Source organism: Hydrogenophaga palleronii NBRC 102513, assembly GCF_001571225.1.
GTDB lineage: Bacteria > Pseudomonadota > Gammaproteobacteria > Burkholderiales > Burkholderiaceae_C > Hydrogenophaga > Hydrogenophaga palleronii.
Genome location: NZ_BCTJ01000001.1, coordinates 262296 through 278832, shown reverse-complemented (window position 1 = coordinate 278832; position 16537 = coordinate 262296). Strand labels below are relative to the sequence as shown.

General features: G+C 68.4%; 16 protein-coding genes. 4 read left to right on the top strand and 12 right to left on the bottom strand.

Annotation, left to right across the window (positions count from 1 at the left end; all coding sequences use genetic code 11):
* Positions 1 to 96: 96 nt before the first annotated feature.
* The 5 genes from HPA01S_RS01255 to mltG all read right to left on the bottom strand — a co-directional run bounded on the left by HPA01S_RS01255 (position 97) and on the right by mltG (position 4266).
* On the bottom strand, positions 97 to 933 hold the full coding sequence (locus tag HPA01S_RS01255; protein ID WP_066266174.1) for a TatD family hydrolase: 837 nt from the start codon (positions 931 to 933) through the stop codon (positions 97 to 99).
* Positions 934 to 1014: 81 nt separating this feature from the next.
* The gene (locus tag HPA01S_RS01250; RefSeq protein WP_066265621.1) at positions 1015 to 1386 is read right to left on the bottom strand and encodes a PilZ domain-containing protein; all 372 of its coding nucleotides are present in this window, start codon (positions 1384 to 1386) and stop codon (positions 1015 to 1017) included.
* 141 nt (positions 1387 to 1527) lie between these two features.
* On the bottom strand, positions 1528 to 2559 hold the full coding sequence (locus HPA01S_RS01245) for a DNA polymerase III delta subunit-related protein (RefSeq protein WP_066265620.1): 1032 nt from the start codon (positions 2557 to 2559) through the stop codon (positions 1528 to 1530).
* Positions 2556 to 3215, bottom strand: coding sequence for a dTMP kinase (gene tmk, locus HPA01S_RS01240; RefSeq protein ID WP_066265617.1), 660 nt, complete (start codon positions 3213 to 3215; stop codon positions 2556 to 2558). Before tmk ends, HPA01S_RS01245 begins: the two co-directional genes overlap by 4 nt.
* Before the next feature lie 43 nt (positions 3216 to 3258).
* Entirely contained in the window at positions 3259 to 4266 is a 1008-nt protein-coding gene (mltG, locus tag HPA01S_RS01235; protein WP_174525271.1) for an endolytic transglycosylase MltG, read from the bottom strand.
* A 74-nt stretch (positions 4267 to 4340) separates the two neighbouring features.
* Here mltG and ygfZ point away from each other — a divergent pair, with 74 nt between their 5' ends.
* Both ygfZ and HPA01S_RS01225 read left to right on the top strand, forming a co-directional pair.
* Entirely contained in the window at positions 4341 to 5285 is a 945-nt protein-coding gene (gene ygfZ, locus HPA01S_RS01230; protein WP_066265615.1) for a CAF17-like 4Fe-4S cluster assembly/insertion protein YgfZ, read from the top strand.
* A 22-nt stretch (positions 5286 to 5307) separates the two neighbouring features.
* Positions 5308 to 6156 (top strand): NRDE family protein, encoded by an 849-nt coding sequence (locus tag HPA01S_RS01225; protein WP_066265613.1) that lies wholly within the window; start codon positions 5308 to 5310, stop codon positions 6154 to 6156.
* 13 nt (positions 6157 to 6169) lie between these two features.
* Here the strand turns inward: HPA01S_RS01225 and HPA01S_RS01220 are convergent, their stop codons facing one another.
* A complete protein-coding gene (locus tag HPA01S_RS01220) occupies positions 6170 to 7033 on the bottom strand; it encodes a YbgC/FadM family acyl-CoA thioesterase (protein ID WP_066265610.1) in 864 nt (287 codons plus the stop codon).
* Position 7034: 1 nt separating this feature from the next.
* A complete protein-coding gene (locus tag HPA01S_RS01215; protein ID WP_066265609.1) occupies positions 7035 to 8018 on the bottom strand; it encodes an alpha/beta hydrolase in 984 nt (327 codons plus the stop codon).
* Positions 8019 to 8147: 129 nt separating this feature from the next.
* Here HPA01S_RS01215 and gbd point away from each other — a divergent pair, with 129 nt between their 5' ends.
* Positions 8148 to 9284 carry a 4-hydroxybutyrate dehydrogenase gene (gene gbd, locus HPA01S_RS01210; protein WP_066265607.1) on the top strand — a complete coding sequence of 379 codons (1137 nt, stop codon included), beginning with the start codon at positions 8148 to 8150 and terminating at the stop codon, positions 9282 to 9284.
* Positions 9285 to 9326: 42 nt separating this feature from the next.
* Here the strand turns inward: gbd and trhO are convergent, their stop codons facing one another.
* Positions 9327 to 10271: an oxygen-dependent tRNA uridine(34) hydroxylase TrhO gene (trhO, locus tag HPA01S_RS01205; RefSeq protein WP_066265606.1), complete on the bottom strand. Its 945-nt coding sequence runs from the start codon at positions 10269 to 10271 to the stop codon at positions 9327 to 9329.
* A gap of 54 nt (positions 10272 to 10325) precedes the next feature.
* Here trhO and HPA01S_RS01200 point away from each other — a divergent pair, with 54 nt between their 5' ends.
* Positions 10326 to 11081 carry a lysozyme inhibitor LprI family protein gene (locus tag HPA01S_RS01200; protein WP_066265605.1) on the top strand — a complete coding sequence of 252 codons (756 nt, stop codon included), beginning with the start codon at positions 10326 to 10328 and terminating at the stop codon, positions 11079 to 11081.
* 13 nt (positions 11082 to 11094) lie between these two features.
* Here the strand turns inward: HPA01S_RS01200 and HPA01S_RS01195 are convergent, their stop codons facing one another.
* The 4 genes from HPA01S_RS01195 to HPA01S_RS01180 form a co-directional block, all read right to left on the bottom strand.
* A complete protein-coding gene (locus tag HPA01S_RS01195) occupies positions 11095 to 12189 on the bottom strand; it encodes a patatin-like phospholipase family protein (protein WP_066265603.1) in 1095 nt (364 codons plus the stop codon).
* A 38-nt stretch (positions 12190 to 12227) separates the two neighbouring features.
* Complete coding sequence (locus HPA01S_RS01190) at positions 12228 to 13064, bottom strand: HDOD domain-containing protein (protein WP_066265600.1); 837 nt, start codon at positions 13062 to 13064, stop codon at positions 12228 to 12230.
* Between the two features lie 110 nt (positions 13065 to 13174).
* Positions 13175 to 13957, bottom strand: coding sequence for an HDOD domain-containing protein (locus tag HPA01S_RS01185; RefSeq protein ID WP_245638541.1), 783 nt, complete (start codon positions 13955 to 13957; stop codon positions 13175 to 13177).
* A gap of 135 nt (positions 13958 to 14092) precedes the next feature.
* A complete protein-coding gene (locus HPA01S_RS01180; RefSeq protein ID WP_066265592.1) occupies positions 14093 to 16480 on the bottom strand; it encodes a Tex family protein in 2388 nt (795 codons plus the stop codon).
* Positions 16481 to 16537: the final 57 nt, after the last annotated feature.

Genomic DNA, 16537 nt, shown 5'->3' with positions numbered 1-16537 from the left:
CCACGGGTAGTGGACCGCATGAGCTGTCTGCCGTCAGTTGCTGACTTTCGAATGCTTTTAAATCAAAGTGTTTTTCTGGATTCTTGATGTTTTACATCAGATCATGACCGACCTGGCGGTCGCCGGCACCCGGTTGAACAGCTGCTCAAAGTTGAGGCTGGTCGCCTCGGCCACGGCCTCCACGCTGAGGCCTTTCAACTCGGCCACCTGCTTGGCCACCCAGGGCACGTAGGCGGGGGTGTTGGTCTTGCCGCGGTAGGGCATGGGCGCCAGGTAGGGGCTGTCGGTCTCGATCAGCGTGCGGTCCAGCGGCACGAAGGCCGCCACCTCGCGCAGGTCGGCGGCGTTGCGGAAAGTCAGGATGCCCGAGAACGAGATGTAGAAGCCCAGGTCGAGCGCCGCGCGCGCCACCATCATGCTCTCGGTAAAGCAATGGAACACGCCGCGCGCCGCCGGCAGCTTCGAGCCCTGGCCGGCCGTGGGGGCAAAGCCGCCCTCCTCGCGCAGGATGGCCAGCGTGTCGTCGGAGGCGCTGCGGGTGTGGATCACCAGCGGCAGGTCGGTCTGGCGCCCGGCCCGGATGTGGGTGCGGAAACGCTCGCGCTGCCATTCCATGTCGGCCACCGTGCGCTCCCCGAGGCGGTAGTAGTCCAGCCCGGTTTCGCCGATGCCGACCACGCGCGGGCGCTGCGCCCGGCTCAGCAGATCTTCCAGGCTGGCTTCCTGCACGTCGTCGTTGTCCGGGTGCACCCCCACCGTGGCCCAGAGGTGGTCGTGGTCATGGGCCAGGGCGTAAACGTCTTCGAACTCTTCCAGCGTGGTGCAGATGCACAGGGCGCGGTCGACCTGGGCCTGGGACATGGCCTGCAGGATGTCAGGCAACTGGGCCCGCAGCTCGGGCATGCTGAGGTGGCAATGGGAATCGGTGAACATGGGCAGCGAAAAGTATGGCGGCGTGAAAAAGCCGATGGGCACCGCATTGTGCGCCGCATCGGCTTCGGTCGATTGAAGGCTTCAGAGCGTCTGCGTGGCGCGGTCCGAGCCGAGGTTGGCGCCCAGGATCTCTTCGATCTTGAGCTTGAGCTGGCGCGACTTCTCGTCGGACGGGAAGCGGATGCCCACGCCTTGCGTGCGTGCACCCTGCGCCTTGGGTGGCGTGACCCAGGCCACCTTGCCCGCCACCGGGTAACGCTGCGGGTCATCCGGCAGGCTGAGCAGCACGTACACGTCGTCGCCCAGGCGGTACTCGCGCGATGAGGGAATGAAGATGCCGCCGTCGGCAAACAAGGGGATGTACGCCGCATACAGCGCAGCTTTCTCCTTGATGGAGAGCTGGATCACGCTCGGGCGCGCTGCCGCGGCCGATGCAGAGGGATTGGTGCTCATGAATCGCGAGTTTAGCGGCAATGGCCGTGCTGCTGGCAAGGGAATGGGGGCGGGGGAACCCGGAGGCGCAGCGGCTTTCCGTGACATATCGGCGTTTCACCCGGCATTTGTGGCCAGAGACACCCGGCCCGTGCCGCCGTGTCAGGCACTGCGTGCGCTGGGTCGGCTGGCCAGCACCTGGCGCGTGCGCGCCGCCCAGGCCTCCTGCATCAGGCCGGCGTTGTAGGGGTGTTCGACCGAACGTGCCGCGCCCATGAGTTCGCGCGACCACTGCGCCAGCGCGGTCCAGCGCGGTGCGGGCGGCAGCTGTTCGGTGGGGAAAAAACGCGCAGGTGCGCCAGAGGCCAGCGCCATCAGGTCGTGGCACAGCTTCTGCAGCACCGCCAACTGTTGTGCCGGCGGCCAGCCGGCCAGGGTGCCCCAGTCACCGCGCGCCAGCGCCTGTGGCAGCTGCGCCCAGGTGGTGCCTTGCAGGCCGGTCGCGGCCCACGCCATGGCATCTTCAGGCCGGCCACCTGCGGCCTGGAGCCAGACCGCGGCTTGTTCACGCGCCACCGGCTTGCTGGCTTCGGTGGCTTGCTGCAACAGCCAGTCGAGCGCTTCGGCTTCGCCGGGCCACACCATGGCGTGGCTTTGGCAACGGCTGCGGATGGTGGGCAGCAGTTGGTGTGCGGCCTCGGTGGCGAGCACGAAAAGCACTTCGCCGTTGGGCTCTTCCAGGGTCTTCAACAAGGTGTTGGCCGACTCGATGTTCATGCGCTCGGCCGGGTAGACCAGGATCACCTTGGTGCGTCCGCGCGACCGGGTGAACTGGGTGAAGCTCACCGCATCGCGTGCTGCCTCGACCCGGATCAGCTTGCTGGCCTTGCGTTTCTTGTCGTCGATTTCTTTCTGCGCGCCCTCGTCCAGCGGCCAGCCCAGCTCCAGGCTGAGCGTTTCGGGCATCAGCACGCAGAGGTCGGCATGGGTGCGCACGTCGATGGCGTGGCAACTGCCGCAGGCACCACAGGCGCCGTCGGGGCCGGGTTGTTCACACAGCCAGCTGCGCGCCAGCGCCAGCGCCAGGTCGTACTGGCCCAGGCCGCTCGGGCCGGAGAGCAGCAAGGCATGGCCACGTTGCGCGAGCAGGCTGCGCAGCTGCTGTTGCAGCCAGGGTGCGAGCGGCGGGTTCATGCCGCGCCTCCGGTGGGCGCGAGCCAGCCACGTTGCTCGAAGGCCTGCCGCACCTGCTGCCACACCGCTTCTTTCGACTGGTCGGAGGCGATGCGGGCAAAGCGGCCCGGCTCGCCCTGCAAACGCTGCGCGTAACCGGCGGCCACGCGTTCAAAAAACACCTGCGGCTGGGACTCGAAGCGGTCCGGCACGCGTGCGGCGGCCAGGCGTTGGGCCGCGACCGCGGGTGGCAGATCGAACCAGACCGTGAGGTCGGGCTGGCGCAACTGTTCGCTGCCGGGTATGGCCTGCACCCAGCGCTCCAGCTGCTGCAGCACCGCCATGTCGAAGCCGCGGCCGCCGCCCTGGTAGGCGAAGGTGGCGTCGGTGAAGCGGTCGCACAGCACCACGTCGCCACGCGCCAGCGCCGGCTCGATCACCTGCTGCAGGTGGTCGCGGCGCGCTGCGAACATCAGCAGGGCTTCGCTCAGCGGGTCCATGGCGTCGTTCAGCACCAGCTCGCGCAGCTTCTCGGCCAGCGGTGTGCCACCCGGTTCGCGGCTGAGCGTGACCTGGCGGCCGGCGGCGCGAAACGCGTCGGCCAGTGCGGCGACGTGGGTGGATTTGCCCGCGCCGTCGATGCCTTCGAAGCTGATGAAGAGGCCGGCGGCGGACATGTGCTCTCGGGTGAAGAAAAAAGAAAAAAAGAAACGGGAGGCGTCAGCGGCGCAGGATGTAGCGCCGCACCGCCGCATTGTGCTCTTCGAGCGTGGCGCTGAACTGGCTGGAGCCGTCGCCGCGCGAGACGAAGTAGATCGCGTTGGTTTCCTGCGGCCGCACCGCCGCCAGCAGCGAGGCCATGCCGGGCATGGCGATGGGCGTGGGTGGCAGGCCGGCACGCGTGTAGCTGTTGTAGGGCGTGTCGGTGTCGAGGTGGATGCGGCGCAGGCTGCCGTCGTACCGTTCGCCCAGGCCATAGATGACCGACGGATCGGTCTGCAGCCGCATGCCGATGCGCAGGCGGTTGGAGAACACCCCGGCCACGCGTCGGCGGTCGCTTTCCAGGCCGGTTTCCTTTTCGATGATGCTGGCCAGGATCAGCGCCTCTTCGGGCGTGCGCAGCGGTGTCGACGGGTCGCGCTGCGCCCAGACCTGGGCCAGCCGCGTGTCCATCGCCTGCGCAGCCTGGCGCAGCACGCTGGAGGCCGGCGCGCGCGTGACGACGCGGTAGGTGTCGGGGAAGAACCGCCCCTCGGGGTGGCGGCCGGGGTAACCGATCAGCGCCATGATCTCGGCGTTGCTCAGGCCTTCAAGGTCTTGCGTGAGGTCGGGCGAGCTGCGCACCGCCTGCAGCACCTGGCGCACGTTCCAGCCTTCGACAAAGATCACGCTGCGCAGGGCCTGTTCGCCCCGCACCAGCTTGGACAGCAGCGTGCGTGGCGTGGTGCCGGGCGCAAACTCGTAGGTGCCGGCCTTGATGTCGCGCGCCTGGCCGGAAAAACGGAACCAGGCGTACAGCAGCAGCGACGGGGTGTTGACGCCACCGTTCTCCAGCGTGTCGGCCACCGACTGCGCGGACGAGCCGGGCGCGATGGTGACCAGCAGCGGGTTCTGCTCGGTCGCGCCGGCGGCCAGTGGCAGGGGGCGCTGCAGCCACCAGAGGCCACCCGCGGCAGCCAGGATGGCGAGCAGCAGGGGCACGATCACCAGCAGTTTCAGAAGACGGATCACAGGCTTGTTTTCGGCAGGGACAAGGCGCGCCGGGAAGGCGGGCAAACGGGCCGGCCATGATAATCGACGCCATGAGCACCTCGACCATTCCCAGCAGTACCCCCCACGGTTTGGCCACGCATGGCGCGGCCCCCTTGTCGCACCTGGGCGTGATCCGCGTCGAGGGTGAAGACGCGGCCAAGTTCCTGCAAGGCCAGTTGACGCAGGACTTCGCCCTGCTCGGCCTGTCCGAAGCCCGCCTGGCCGCCTTCTGCTCGGCCAAGGGCCGCATGCAGGCCAGCTTCGTGGGCTTCAAGCGCAGCCATGAAGAGATCCTGCTGGTCTGCAACCGCGACCTGCTGGCCAGCACGCTCAAGCGCCTGTCGATGTTCGTGCTGCGCGCCAAGGCCCGGCTCAGCGACGCCAGTGAGGCGTATGCGGTGTACGGCCTGGTTGGCAGCACCGTGCCGCCGTCCCTGCCGACCCCGGCCTGGAGCCAGTGGCGCGACGGCGAGGCCAGTGTGGTGCGCCTGTACCCGGCCGAAGGCCTGGCGCGTGCGCTGTGGGTGGCCCCGGCCGGCCAGCCTGCGCCGGCGGGTGATGCGCTGGCCGAGCCCCTGTGGCAGTGGCTGGAAGTGCGCAGTGGTGTGGCCACGCTGAGCCAGCCGGTGTTCGACGCCTTCGTGCCGCAGATGCTGAACTACGAGTCGATCGGCGGCGTGAACTTCAAGAAGGGCTGCTACCCCGGCCAGGAGGTGGTGGCGCGCAGCCAGTTCCGCGGCACGCTGAAGCGCCGCGCTTACATCGTGCACGCGGACACGCCGCTGAACGCTGGCGAAGAGGTGTTCCAGCAAGCCGATGCCGAACAGCCCTGCGGTACCGTGGTGCAGGCCGCCGCCCACCCGGCCGGTGGCTTCGACGCCATCGTCTCGCTGCAGATCAGCGCGGCCGCAGAAGGCGGCCTGCATGCGGGCAGCGCCACGGGCGCGGCACTGCAATTGCTGCCCCTGCCCTACCCCCTGCTCGACGACATCTGATCGCCGACCCCCAGCCCGCGCCATGTGCCTGATCGCCTTCGCCCTGCACGCCGACCCGGCCTGCCCGCTGCTCATCGCCGCCAACCGCGACGAGTCCTTTGAGCGCCCCACCGCCGCCCTGCACCGCTGGGCCTTGCCCGACGGCGGCGAGGTGCTGGGCGGGCGCGACCTGCGCGAAGGCGGCACCTGGCTGGGCCTGAACGCTCAAGGCCGCGTGGCCATGCTCACCAACGTGCGGCAACTGCCGCTGGGCTCCGGCCCACGCAGCCGCGGCGAACTGGTCACACGCTGGTTGCAGGGTGACGGCGACGTGGACCAACTGGCCGAGGGCCTGGACCCGGCGGCCTACAGCGGCTTCAACCTGGTGGTGGGCGACTTCCACCGGCGCCAGTGGACCTGGCTGAGCAACCGCCAGCCCGACACGGCGCACGGCGCGGCAGAGATGCCCATGCTGCACCGCCAGACGCTGGCACCTGGCGTCTACGGCCTGTCCAACGCCAGCCTCGACACGCCCTGGCCCAAGACGCAACGCCTCAAGCAGGCCCTGCACGACAGCCTGCGCCGGCTGGACGCGGCAGACCAGGCCTGGCAGCAGCCGCTGACCCGCAGCCTGGCCGACCGCAGCGCCGCGCCCGATGCCGAACTGCCGCACACCGGAGTGCCCGACGATCTGGAGCGCGCACTCTCCAGCCCCTTCGTGCACATGCCCGGCCGCGGCTACGGCACGCGCAGCAGCCTGCTGGTGCGCACACGGCCCGCAGAAGGCGGTGCGGGCTGGCAGGTCGAGATGGACGAATGGACCCACAGCGCGAACGACGCCGGTGTGGCGCTGGCCGGCGCCGCGGCGCGGCACGAATCCCTGCGCTGGTAAGACGCGCTCCGGCTCAGAGCCGGATCACCATCTCCTGGTGCGGGATGCCGGCCTCTTCAAACGCCTCACCGCGTGGTGTGTATCCCATGCGGGCGTAAAAGGGTTTGGCGCTTTGCTGGGCGTGCAGCATCAACTGGTTGTCACCACGTTCGCGTGCCGCGCCCATCAACGCGTGCAGCACGTCGCGGCCCAGGCGGGTGCCGCGCAGCGAACGCTCCACCGCCATGCGGCCGATGCGCGCCACGCCGGGTTCGTGCGGCAGCAGCCGCCCTGTGGCGACCGGCCGGCCCAGGCGGTTGTAGGCCACGGCATGCAGCGCGTGCTGGTCGGCCTCGTCCCATTCCAGCTCTTTCGGAATGCGCTGCTCTTCCACGAACACGGCGGTGCGCAGGCGCTGGGCATCCGGGCCGAGTTCGCTCCACGGCCCAACCCGCACGTGGGTGCTGGGTTCGCCGGCCTCGAAGCCGTTGAGGGTTTCGCGCAGCAGCGGCGGCACCGGGCGCGATTTCTGTGTTGCCGGGTCGGCAAACACGTAGATCAGCTCACCGCTGATGAGGTGCTCCTCGCCCCGGAAGATGGCACCGGTGAACGTGAGCGACGAGGTGCCGATGCGGCTGCACTTCATGGCGACCTCGATCTGGTCGTCCATGCGCGCCGAGGCGAGGAACTCCACCGTGGCCTTCACCACGTACAGGTCGCCGTCGAGCTGCTCCATGCTTTCCTGGTACGGCAGGGCCAGGGCGCGCCAGTAGTCGCTGATGGCGGTGTCGAAGTACATCAGGTAATGGGCGTTGAACACGATTTTCTGCATGTCCACCTCGGCCCAGCGCACCCGCATGCGATGGAAGAAGCGGAAGTCGGACCGGGTCAAGCTCATCTCAGGACGCTCCAAAAGCGTTGCGCAGCGCGAGTGCGGCGTGTTGGTGGGCGGTGCGCGCTTCGGGAATGGCGCGACCGAAGTTGATGAAGCCGTGCACCATGCCGGCGTAGATCTCCAGGTCTACCGGCACACCGGCATGGCGCAGGCGGTCGGCGTACATCACGCCCTCGTCGATGAGCGGATCGCATTCGGCCAGGCCGATCCAGGCCGGTGCCACGTCGTCGAGTTCGCGCACGTGGCCGCTTTCATCCACGCCATCGAGCGGCGCAAAACGCCAGTCGTCGCGGTCGGCGGCGCTGCGCAGGTAGTGGCCGAAGAAGTAGGTGACGTCCGCTTCTTCCAGCAGAAAACCTTCGGCGAAGGTCTGGTGGCTGGCGGTGTCCTGGTGGCCCGCGCAGCCGGGGTAGAACAGGCATTGCAGCGCAATCGGCCAGTTCGCGTCACGCGCGGCAATGGCGGTCACCGCCGCCAGCGTGCCGCCCGCGCTGTCGCCGCCGAGTGCGATGCGCGAGGCGTCCAGGCCGAGCGTGCTGGCCTGCGCACGCAGCCAGTCCAGGCTGTCCCAGGCGTCGTGCACGGCGGTTGGAAACTGCGCCGCTGGCGCCAGCCGGTAGTCCACCGACAGCACGGCGCACTGCGCCAGGTGCGCGAGCTGGCGGCACAGCGGCGCATGCGTGGCCACGCTGCCCACCGTGAAGCCGTCGCCATGAAAATACAGCAGCACCGGCAGCGGCTGCGCGGACGCAGGGGCGAACAGCCGCGCCGGCAAGGCCACGCCATCGCGCGCCGGAATGTGCAGGTCTTCCACGCGGGCCAGCGCTTGCGAGGGCACTTCGAGCACACCGGCCCCGGCCTCGTAGGCGGCCTTGGCCTGGTCGGGCGGCAGGGCGTGCAGCGGCGGATGGCCGGCGCGTGCAATGCGGTCCAGCACACCGCGCATGGCGGGTGTGAGCAGGTTGCGGGGGTCTTGGGGGTGGGCCATGGGAATGCATTGTGGCTGTCTTTTGCGCGACCCGTGCGGGTCTGCCGCCATAGGCAAGGCCGCAGGCCATCCGTATAGTTTTCGCACACCGGGCCGCAGACGCCCGGGCGCCCTCCAGGAGACACCCCCATGGCCCAGATCCTCTACGTCACCAACATCCTCATCGACTTCGGCGCGCTGGCCCAGTTGCAGGCCGAGTGCGAACGCGTCGGCATCAGCCGCCCTTTGATCGTCACCGACGCCGGCGTGAAAGCCGCCGGCCTGCTGGACAAGGCGCTCGCCGCCCTGCCCGGCCAGCAGCCCGCCGTGTTTGACCAAACCCCGTCCAACCCCACCGAAGCCGCGGTGCGCGCCGCGGTGGCGGTGTACCGCGAGGCCGGCTGCAACGGACTCATTGCCCTGGGCGGCGGCAGCGCCATCGACTGCGCCAAGGGCGTGGCGATTGCCTGCACGCACGAAGGCCCGCTCAAGACCTACGCAACCATCGAAGGCGGCTCGCCGAAGATCACCGAACGCGTGCCGCCGCTGATTGCGGTGCCTACCACCGCCGGCACCGGCAGCGAGGTGGCGCGTGGTGCCATCGTGATCGTGGACGACGGGCGCAAGCTCGGCTTCCACAGCTGGTACCTGGTGCCCCGCACCGCCCTGCTCGACCCCGAACTCACGCTCGGCCTGCCGCCCATGTTGACCGCCGCGACCGGCATGGACGCCATTGCCCACTGCATGGAAACCTTCATGGCGCCGGCCTTCAACCCGCCGGCCGACGGCATCGGCCTGGACGGCCTGCGGCGCGGCTGGGCGCACATCGAACGCGCCACAAAAGACGGGCAGGACCGCGAGGCGCGCCTGAACATGATGAGCGCCTCCATGCAGGGCGCGATGGCGTTCCAGAAAGGCCTGGGCTGCGTGCACTCGCTCAGCCACAGCCTGGGCGGCGTGAACCCGCGCCTGCACCACGGCACGCTCAACGCCGTCTTTTTGCCGGCCGTGATCCGCTTCAACGCCGAGGCCGAGTCGATGCGGAAAGACGAACGCCTGCAGCGCATGGCCCAGGCGATGGGCCTGGCCAGCGGCAGCGAGGTGCCCGAAGCGGTGAAGGACATGAGCGCCCGGCTCGGCTTGCCTTCCGGCCTGGCCGCGATGGGCGTCACGCCAGACCTGTTTGACCGCGTGATCGAAGGCGCGCTGGCCGACCATTGCCACAAAACCAACCCACGCCTGGCCAGCGCCGACGACTACCGGGCGATGCTGCACGCATCGATGTGATGGGAGGCCACCCGCGCGGTGGCTTCAATTCACGCCGGCGGTTCAGGCCAGCGGTTCCGGCCCGGGCATGCGCGCGCCCACGTGCACCTCGCCGCGCGCTTCGGCCAGCTCCACCTGGCGCTGGCGTTCGGCCAGGCGGGCTTTTTCTTCCGGGCTGCGCTGGTCGTGGCAGTGCGCGCAGCTCACACCCTTCACGTACAGCGGCGAGGCCTTGTCTTCCGGGCCCAGCGGCCAGCGGCAGGAGCGGCACAGCTCGTGCGGACCTTGCGCCAGGCCATGGCCCACGCTCACGCGCTCGTCGAACACGAAACACTCGCCCTGCCAGGTGCTCTGCTCGGGCGGCACCTCTTCCAGGTATTTGAGGATGCCGCCTTCGAGGTGGTAGACCTCGTCGAAGCCACGCATCTTCATCAGCGCGGTGGATTTTTCGCAGCGAATGCCGCCGGTGCAGAACATCGCCACCTTGGGCTTCTTGCCCTCGCCCTGCAGGGCCGGTTGCGCATCCAGCCAGGCCGGCAGTTCGGTGAAGGTCTTGATGTTCGGGTTCACCGCGCCATTGAAGGTGCCGATGGCCACCTCGTAGTCGTTGCGGGTGTCGATCACCAGCACGTCGGGCTCGGCCAGCAAGGCGTTCCAGTCCTGCGGCTTCACGTACTGGCCCACGGTCTGGTTCGGGTCCAGGCCGGGCACACGCAGGGTGACGATTTCCTTCTTCAGCCGCACCTTCATGCGGTGGAACGGCGGGTGGTCGCTCCAAGATTCCTTGTGCGGCAGCTTTGCCAGGCGCGGATCGGCGCGCAGATGGGCAAGCACCGCCCGCACGCCGGCCTCGGGCCCGGCAATGGTGCCGTTGATGCCTTCGCGCGCCAGCAGCAGCGTGCCCTTGACCTCGTTCGCGTCGCAGCAGGCCTGCAGCGGCTCGCGCAGGTCGGCAAAGTCGGGCAGGTCCACGAACTGGTACAGGGCGGCGGTGAGAAAGGCTTGCATGGCAGGGATTATCCCGCGCTCGGCCGCGCCGGGCCTGTGCTACCTTGCGCGCCGATGAAACGTCTTCTGTCTGCTCTTGCCCTGCTTGCGCCGCTGCTTGGTGGCACGGCCGCCCGCGCGCAGTCGCCCGGCTTCGACTGCGCGCGGGCCGAACGCAGCGCGGAGCGGCTGGTGTGCACCACGCCCGACCTGGCCCGGGCCGACGAGAGCCTCAAAACGCTCTACCGTGCCCTGCTGCGCAAGGCCGACCGGCCCGCGGCGGCCCGTTTGCGTGCCGAACAGCGGCGCTGGTTGCGCCAGGTTCGCAACGCCTGCGGCGATGCCGACTGCCTGCGCACCGCCTACGGCGAGCGTGTGGCCCTCCTCGACGCGCGCAACGTGGCGCCGCGAGACCTGCGCGGCGCGCCGTTTGAGCCGCTGCTGGAACGCCGCATCGAACACATCCACGACACCCGGGTGCTGCACGGGCTGCGCCTGCGCGCCGAGACACCGCGCCGCCTGCAACTGGAGTTGCACCTGCACCCCGATGAACGCGTGGACTGGACCCTGCCTGGCCCGCGTGTGCAACTGCTGTGCCGGGACCCGGACGCGCGCGAAGGTTACGCGGCGCGCTTCGCGTACCGGGCGATGGCCCATGGGGTGGACTTCGTGCGCGTGCACCGGGATGCCGGCCAGGGCCATGTGCTGATGGCATTCAATCTCGGCCGAGACCTGCCGCTGCGGCAGGACGTGGTGTGCAGCGTGGGCTTCAGCGAATGGCTGCTGGAGCGGGCGAGCACGCTGTACCTGCTCGACGCGCCAAAACCCTGAAACCTCGAAACGCCTAAAGCGGCTCCAGCCGCGACAGGTCGGGCTGCTCAACCCAGGCCGCGAACTCGTCGGCCAGTTGCCGCGCCGCGCTGGTGGCACCGTTCCAGACCTTCATGCGTGCCTGCACGTCCTGCCCGTAGCGGGTGAAGTCGGCACGGTCGGGCAGTTTGCCGTTGGGCAAACCCCTTACCCAGGCCGGATCGGGTGCGATCACCAGCATGCTGTCCAGCGCCGGGCTGCTGATGTGGCGGCCTTTCCAGGCCTTGTCGAGCCAGCCCGGCACCACCGCCTTCTGGAAGTGCGGGTAGAGCACGATGGGGGAGCCGGCTGCGGGCTGGTATTGCAGGTGCAGGTGGTAGTCGGTCAGGCCGCCGTCCCAGTAGGTGCCGGGCGGCGCGCCCGCAATGTGCCGCACCGGGCGCAGCATGAAGGGAATGGAGCAGCTGGCGCGCAGCGCGTCCATGAAGTTGTCGTCCGCCAGTCCAATCTGGCGGCTGCGGTAGTCACGGATGGAGAACGGCAGCGGGCTCAACACACCCTTGCCCGGCACCGCAGAGGAAAACACCACCCGCTCCAGCCAGGCGCCCAGGGCCTTGCGGTCCAGCGCGTTGGCGGCAAAGGCGCTCAGGTAGCCGAGGGTGGTGCGCACACTGCCGCCCTGGTGCAGCAGCTTGCGCCCGCGCGAGGTGACGATGTGCAGCCGGTAACGCGGGTGGTTCAGCACCTCTGTCACGCGGCCACCGTAGAACAGGCGCAGGTTGTCGGCAAAACGCTCGCTGATCTGGTCGGCTGTTGGCCGCTTCTGGCCGGGCGGCAGCTCGTAGTGCTGGGCGATGTAGTCGCGCTCCAGCCGCTCGAAGGCGGCGGCGGGCTGCTCCAGGCAGGCTGTGGCCATGCGCCAGGCGCCGATGGACGCGCCCACCAGGTGCACCGGCTGTTCGCTGCGCGGCAGCCAGTCGCCAAACAGGAAACGGTCCAGCGGGCCGAGGATCAGGCCCTTGGGCCCGCCGGCAGCGGCGGGGATGATGCCGACGTCTTGCGGACGCAGGCCATGTTGTTCGATGTGGTGCCGGGCCTTGGGGCCGGCATAGAAGCGCAATGCGGACATAGGGCTGCGATTGTCGCGCAGCCCCGCCACTGCCGGCGTCAGAAGGTGGAGGCAGGGGTTTCGCTCGACTCGGCGTGGCGCGAGATCGAGGGGATGTCTTCCACCACCACGGTGTCGGGGTCGATGCCCAGCACCAGGCCGACCGGGTCGGGGTAGGTGTTGATCAGCAGCTCCGAGCGCATCTGCTGCTCTTCGGCGCGGGCGCGCCAGGAGCCGATGTGGATCACGCCGGCAATCGGCTCGTAGACGTCGTTGTCGAACGGTGCCGTCTGGTGAAGGATGGCATTGATCATGCGCTTGGGGAAATGCCATTCACGCGCCAGCGCCGCGCCCACCTCGGCATAGCTGTAGCCGAACAGGCCGCGCTCGGCCTTGGCGCGTTTCAGGTCCAGCATGGGCACGCTGCGGTCGAGGTCGATCATGGCCTCGGGCATGCCCACGTGCATCACCAGCTCACCGATGCCGTGGATCAGGCCGGCCGTGAACGCGGTGTTCTCGTCCATCTTGATCGGCAGTGCGATGTAGCGCGAGAGCGCTGCGGTGTTGAGGCTGTAGCGCCAGAACTGGTTGAGGTTGACGCCGCCCACGGTGTGAAAACCGTCGCCCAGCGAGGCGGCAATGACCAGGGCACGCACCTTGATCAGGCCCAGCACGTTGATGGCTTCGCGCGCGGTGTTCACCGAGCGGTTCAGGCCGAAGAAGGCGGAGTTGGCGGTTTTCAGCAGCTTGGCCGTGAGCACCGGGTCTTCTTCGATCAGCCTCGCCACCAGGATGGCGTCCACATCTTCCTCGTCGAAGGTTTCGATGAGTTTGCGGATGACCTTGGGCACGGACGGCAGGGCATTCGGTTGCTTGAGGAGCTTTTCGAGTTGCATGGTGTTCTGCCTTCGTTGGTGTGCTGCGGGCGGTGCGGTTCTATGTCACTTATCGACAGTCGCGCGCGCGACTTGAGCGTGGCCCGACAAAAAACTGCCGGGAACCCGTGTCAGTCGATGAATGCCGTCAACGCCTGGCTGAACGACCACTCGGTCGGGTCTTTGCCGAGCACACTGTCGAGATCGAGGCCCAGCGTCAGGCCCACCATGTCGGGGAAGGTTGCGGCCAGGCCGCCTTCGTCGAGCTGGATTTCTTCCGCCCGCGCGCGCCAAGACGCCAGGTTCAGCACGCCGGCCAGCGGCTCGTAGTGCTCGCCGTCAAACGGGTGCACCTGGTGGCGCAGCGCCAGCACGATGGATTCGGGGAACTGCCAGCGCTCGGCCATGCCGGCGCCCACGTCGGCATAGCTGTAGCCGAGCAACGATTGCTCCACCTCGGCGCGCCGCAGGTCCAGCGGCGGTGTTCCCATGTCGAGCGGGCCGATGACGTCGGGCATGGCGATGTGCATGATCAGGTCGCCAATGGCGTGCACCAGGCCGGCGGTGAAGGCATTGCCCTCGTTCTGCCGCAGCAGGCCCGCGAGTGATTTGGAGATGGCGGCCACGCGCAGGCTGTAGCGCCAGAACTGCACCATGTCCACGCCCGGCACGTTCTTGAAGCTCGATCCCAGCGCGGCGGCCATCACCAGCGAGCGCACGTGCGTCATGCCCAGCAGGGACACCGCCTCCTGCGCGTTGCCCACCTGCCGGCTGACCCGGAAAAAAGCCGAGTTCGACAGCCGCAGCACGCGGGTGGTGAGCGCCGGATCTTGCGAGATCAGGTCGGCCACCCGCCGCGGGTCCGGGTCTTCCTTGTTCATCTCCGTCAACAGGTCGCTGACGGTGCGGGACATGGCGGGCAAGGCCCGCGGGTAGTTCAGTAGGGCTTCAAGTTCCATCGGGCAGCAAGGATGTGCAGAGGTTTTTGGGTTCCCCCTTCTATCGGCACCCTGCCCCGCAACTTGATCCCTTTCGGCTTACTCCGCGGCTTACCTTTTCAGCTTGGCAAACGCCGAGGCCATGGCCGAAGGCGCGGCCGGCTCGGGGGCGCGACCGCCCTGGCGTCCGCCGTTGCCGCGCATGGGCTCAAAGCGGTTGTCGCGTGCGCCGCCACCGGCACCACCGCCGCTGCTGCGCCCGGGTGCATCACCCAGTTTCATCGACAGGCCGATGCGCTTGCGCGCCACGTCCACTTCCATCACCTTGACCTTGACGATGTCGCCGGTCTTGACGATTTCGCGCGCGTCGTTCACGAACTTGTGCGAGAGCTGGCTCACGTGCACCAGGCCGTCCTGGTGCACGCCCAGGTCGATGAAAGCGCCGAACTGGGCCACGTTGCTCACCGTGCCTTCGAGGATCATGCCCTCGCGCAGGTCGCTGATGTCGTCCACGCCGTCGTTGAAGCGCGCCACCTGGAAATCGGGGCGCGGGTCGCGGCCGGGCTTTTCCAGTTCGCCCAGGATGTCCTTGACCGTGATCACACCAAACTTGTCGTTGGCGAACAGCTCGGGCCGCAGCGTCTTGAGCATGTCGGCGCGGCCCATCAGCTCGGCCACCGGCTTGCCGGTGTTGGCCATGATCTGCTCCACCACCGCATAGGTTTCGGGGTGCACGCCGGTCATGTCCAGCGGGTTGTCGCCGCCGCGGATGCGCAGGAAACCCGCGCTCTGTTCAAACGTCTTGGCGCCCAGGCCGGCCACGTCCATCAGCTGCTGGCGGTTCTTGAAGGCACCGTGCGCCTCGCGCCAGCGCACCACGGCCTTGGCCACGCTGCCCGACAGGCCGGACACGCGCGAGAGCAGCGGCACGCTGGCGGTGTTCAGGTCCACACCCACACCGTTCACGCAATCCTCCACCACCGCTTCCAGCGTGCGGGCCAGTTCGCTCTGGTTCACGTCGTGCTGGTACTGGCCCACGCCGATGCTCTTGGGGTCGATCTTCACCAGCTCGGCCAACGGGTCTTGCAGGCGGCGTGCGATGGAGGCGGCGCCACGCAGGCTCACGTCCACGTCGGGCATTTCCTGCGAGGCGAACTCGCTGGCGGAATACACCGAAGCACCGGCCTCGCTCACCACCACCTTCTGGATGCCGGTCTGGCCGGCCTTCTCCAGCAGCTTGATGAGGTCGGCGGCCAGTTTGTCGGTTTCGCGGCTGGCGGTGCCGTTGCCGATGGCGATCAGGTTCACGCCGTGTTTGCGCGCCAGCAGGCCCAGGGTGTGCAGCGAGCCGTCCCAGTCGCGCCGGGGTTCGTGCGGGTAGACGGTGGACGTGTCCACCAGCTTGCCGGTGGCATCCACCACGGCCACCTTCACGCCGGTGCGGATGCCCGGGTCCAGGCCCATCACCACCTTCGGGCCGGCCGGTGCGGCCAGCAGCAGGTCGCGCAGGTTGTCGGCAAACACCTTGATGGCCACCGCCTCGGCGCTCTCGCGCAGGCGGGCGAACAGGTCACGCTCGCTGGAGAGCGAGAGCTTCACGCGCCAGGTCCAGGCCACGCATTTGCGCAGCAGGTCGTCGGCCTTGCGGCCCTGGTGGCTCCAACCCAGGTGCAGGGCAATGCGGCCTTCGGCCAGCGAGGGCGTGGCACCGGGCTTGCCGGCCGGCACCGCGTCGGGCGGCTCCGGCAGCACCAGCTTGGCGTCGAGGATTTCCAGCGCGCGGCCACGGAACACGGCGAGGGCCCGGTGCGAGGGCACGCGGGAAATCGGTTCGTCGTACTCGAAGTAGTCGCGGAACTTGGCCACGTCCGGGTTGTTTTCGTCTTTGCCCGCCACCAGCGTGCTTTTCAGCAGGCCTTCGGCCCAGAGCCATTCGCGCAGGTTCTGCACCAGCGAAGGGTCTTCGGCCCAGCGCTCGCTCAGCAGGTCGCGCACGCCGTCGAGCACGGCCGGCACGGTGGAGAAATCGGCACCGGGTTTGCCGTCGTCCAGCACCTCGGGCTCGCGCGTGAAGGCGTCGGCTTCGGTGGCCGGGTCCAGCGTGGGGTCGGCAAAGAGCTTGTCGGCCAGGGGTTCGATGCCGAACTCGCGCGCAATCTGGCCCTTGGTGCGGCGCTTCTGCTTGAACGGCAGGTAGAGGTCTTCCAGTTCCTGCTTGGTGGGCGCGGCGGCAATCGCGGCGCGCAGCGCGTCGGTGAGCTTGCCCTGTTCGTCAATGCTCTTGAGCACGGTGGCGCGGCGGTCTTGCAGCTCGCGCAGGTAGTCGAGGCGGTAGGCCAGCTCGCGCAGCTGGACGTCGTCCAGGCCGCCGGTGACCTCCTTGCGGTAACGCGCGATGAAGGGCACCGTGGCCCCACCATCCAGCAGCTCGGCCGCTGCCAACACCTGTCGTTCTTCAACCCTGATTTCTGTGGCGATCTGCCGGATGATCTGCTGCATGCACCGTCGCTGTGGAAACAAAAGAAGCGCGGAAGTTTGCCACACCCGTCACGGCTA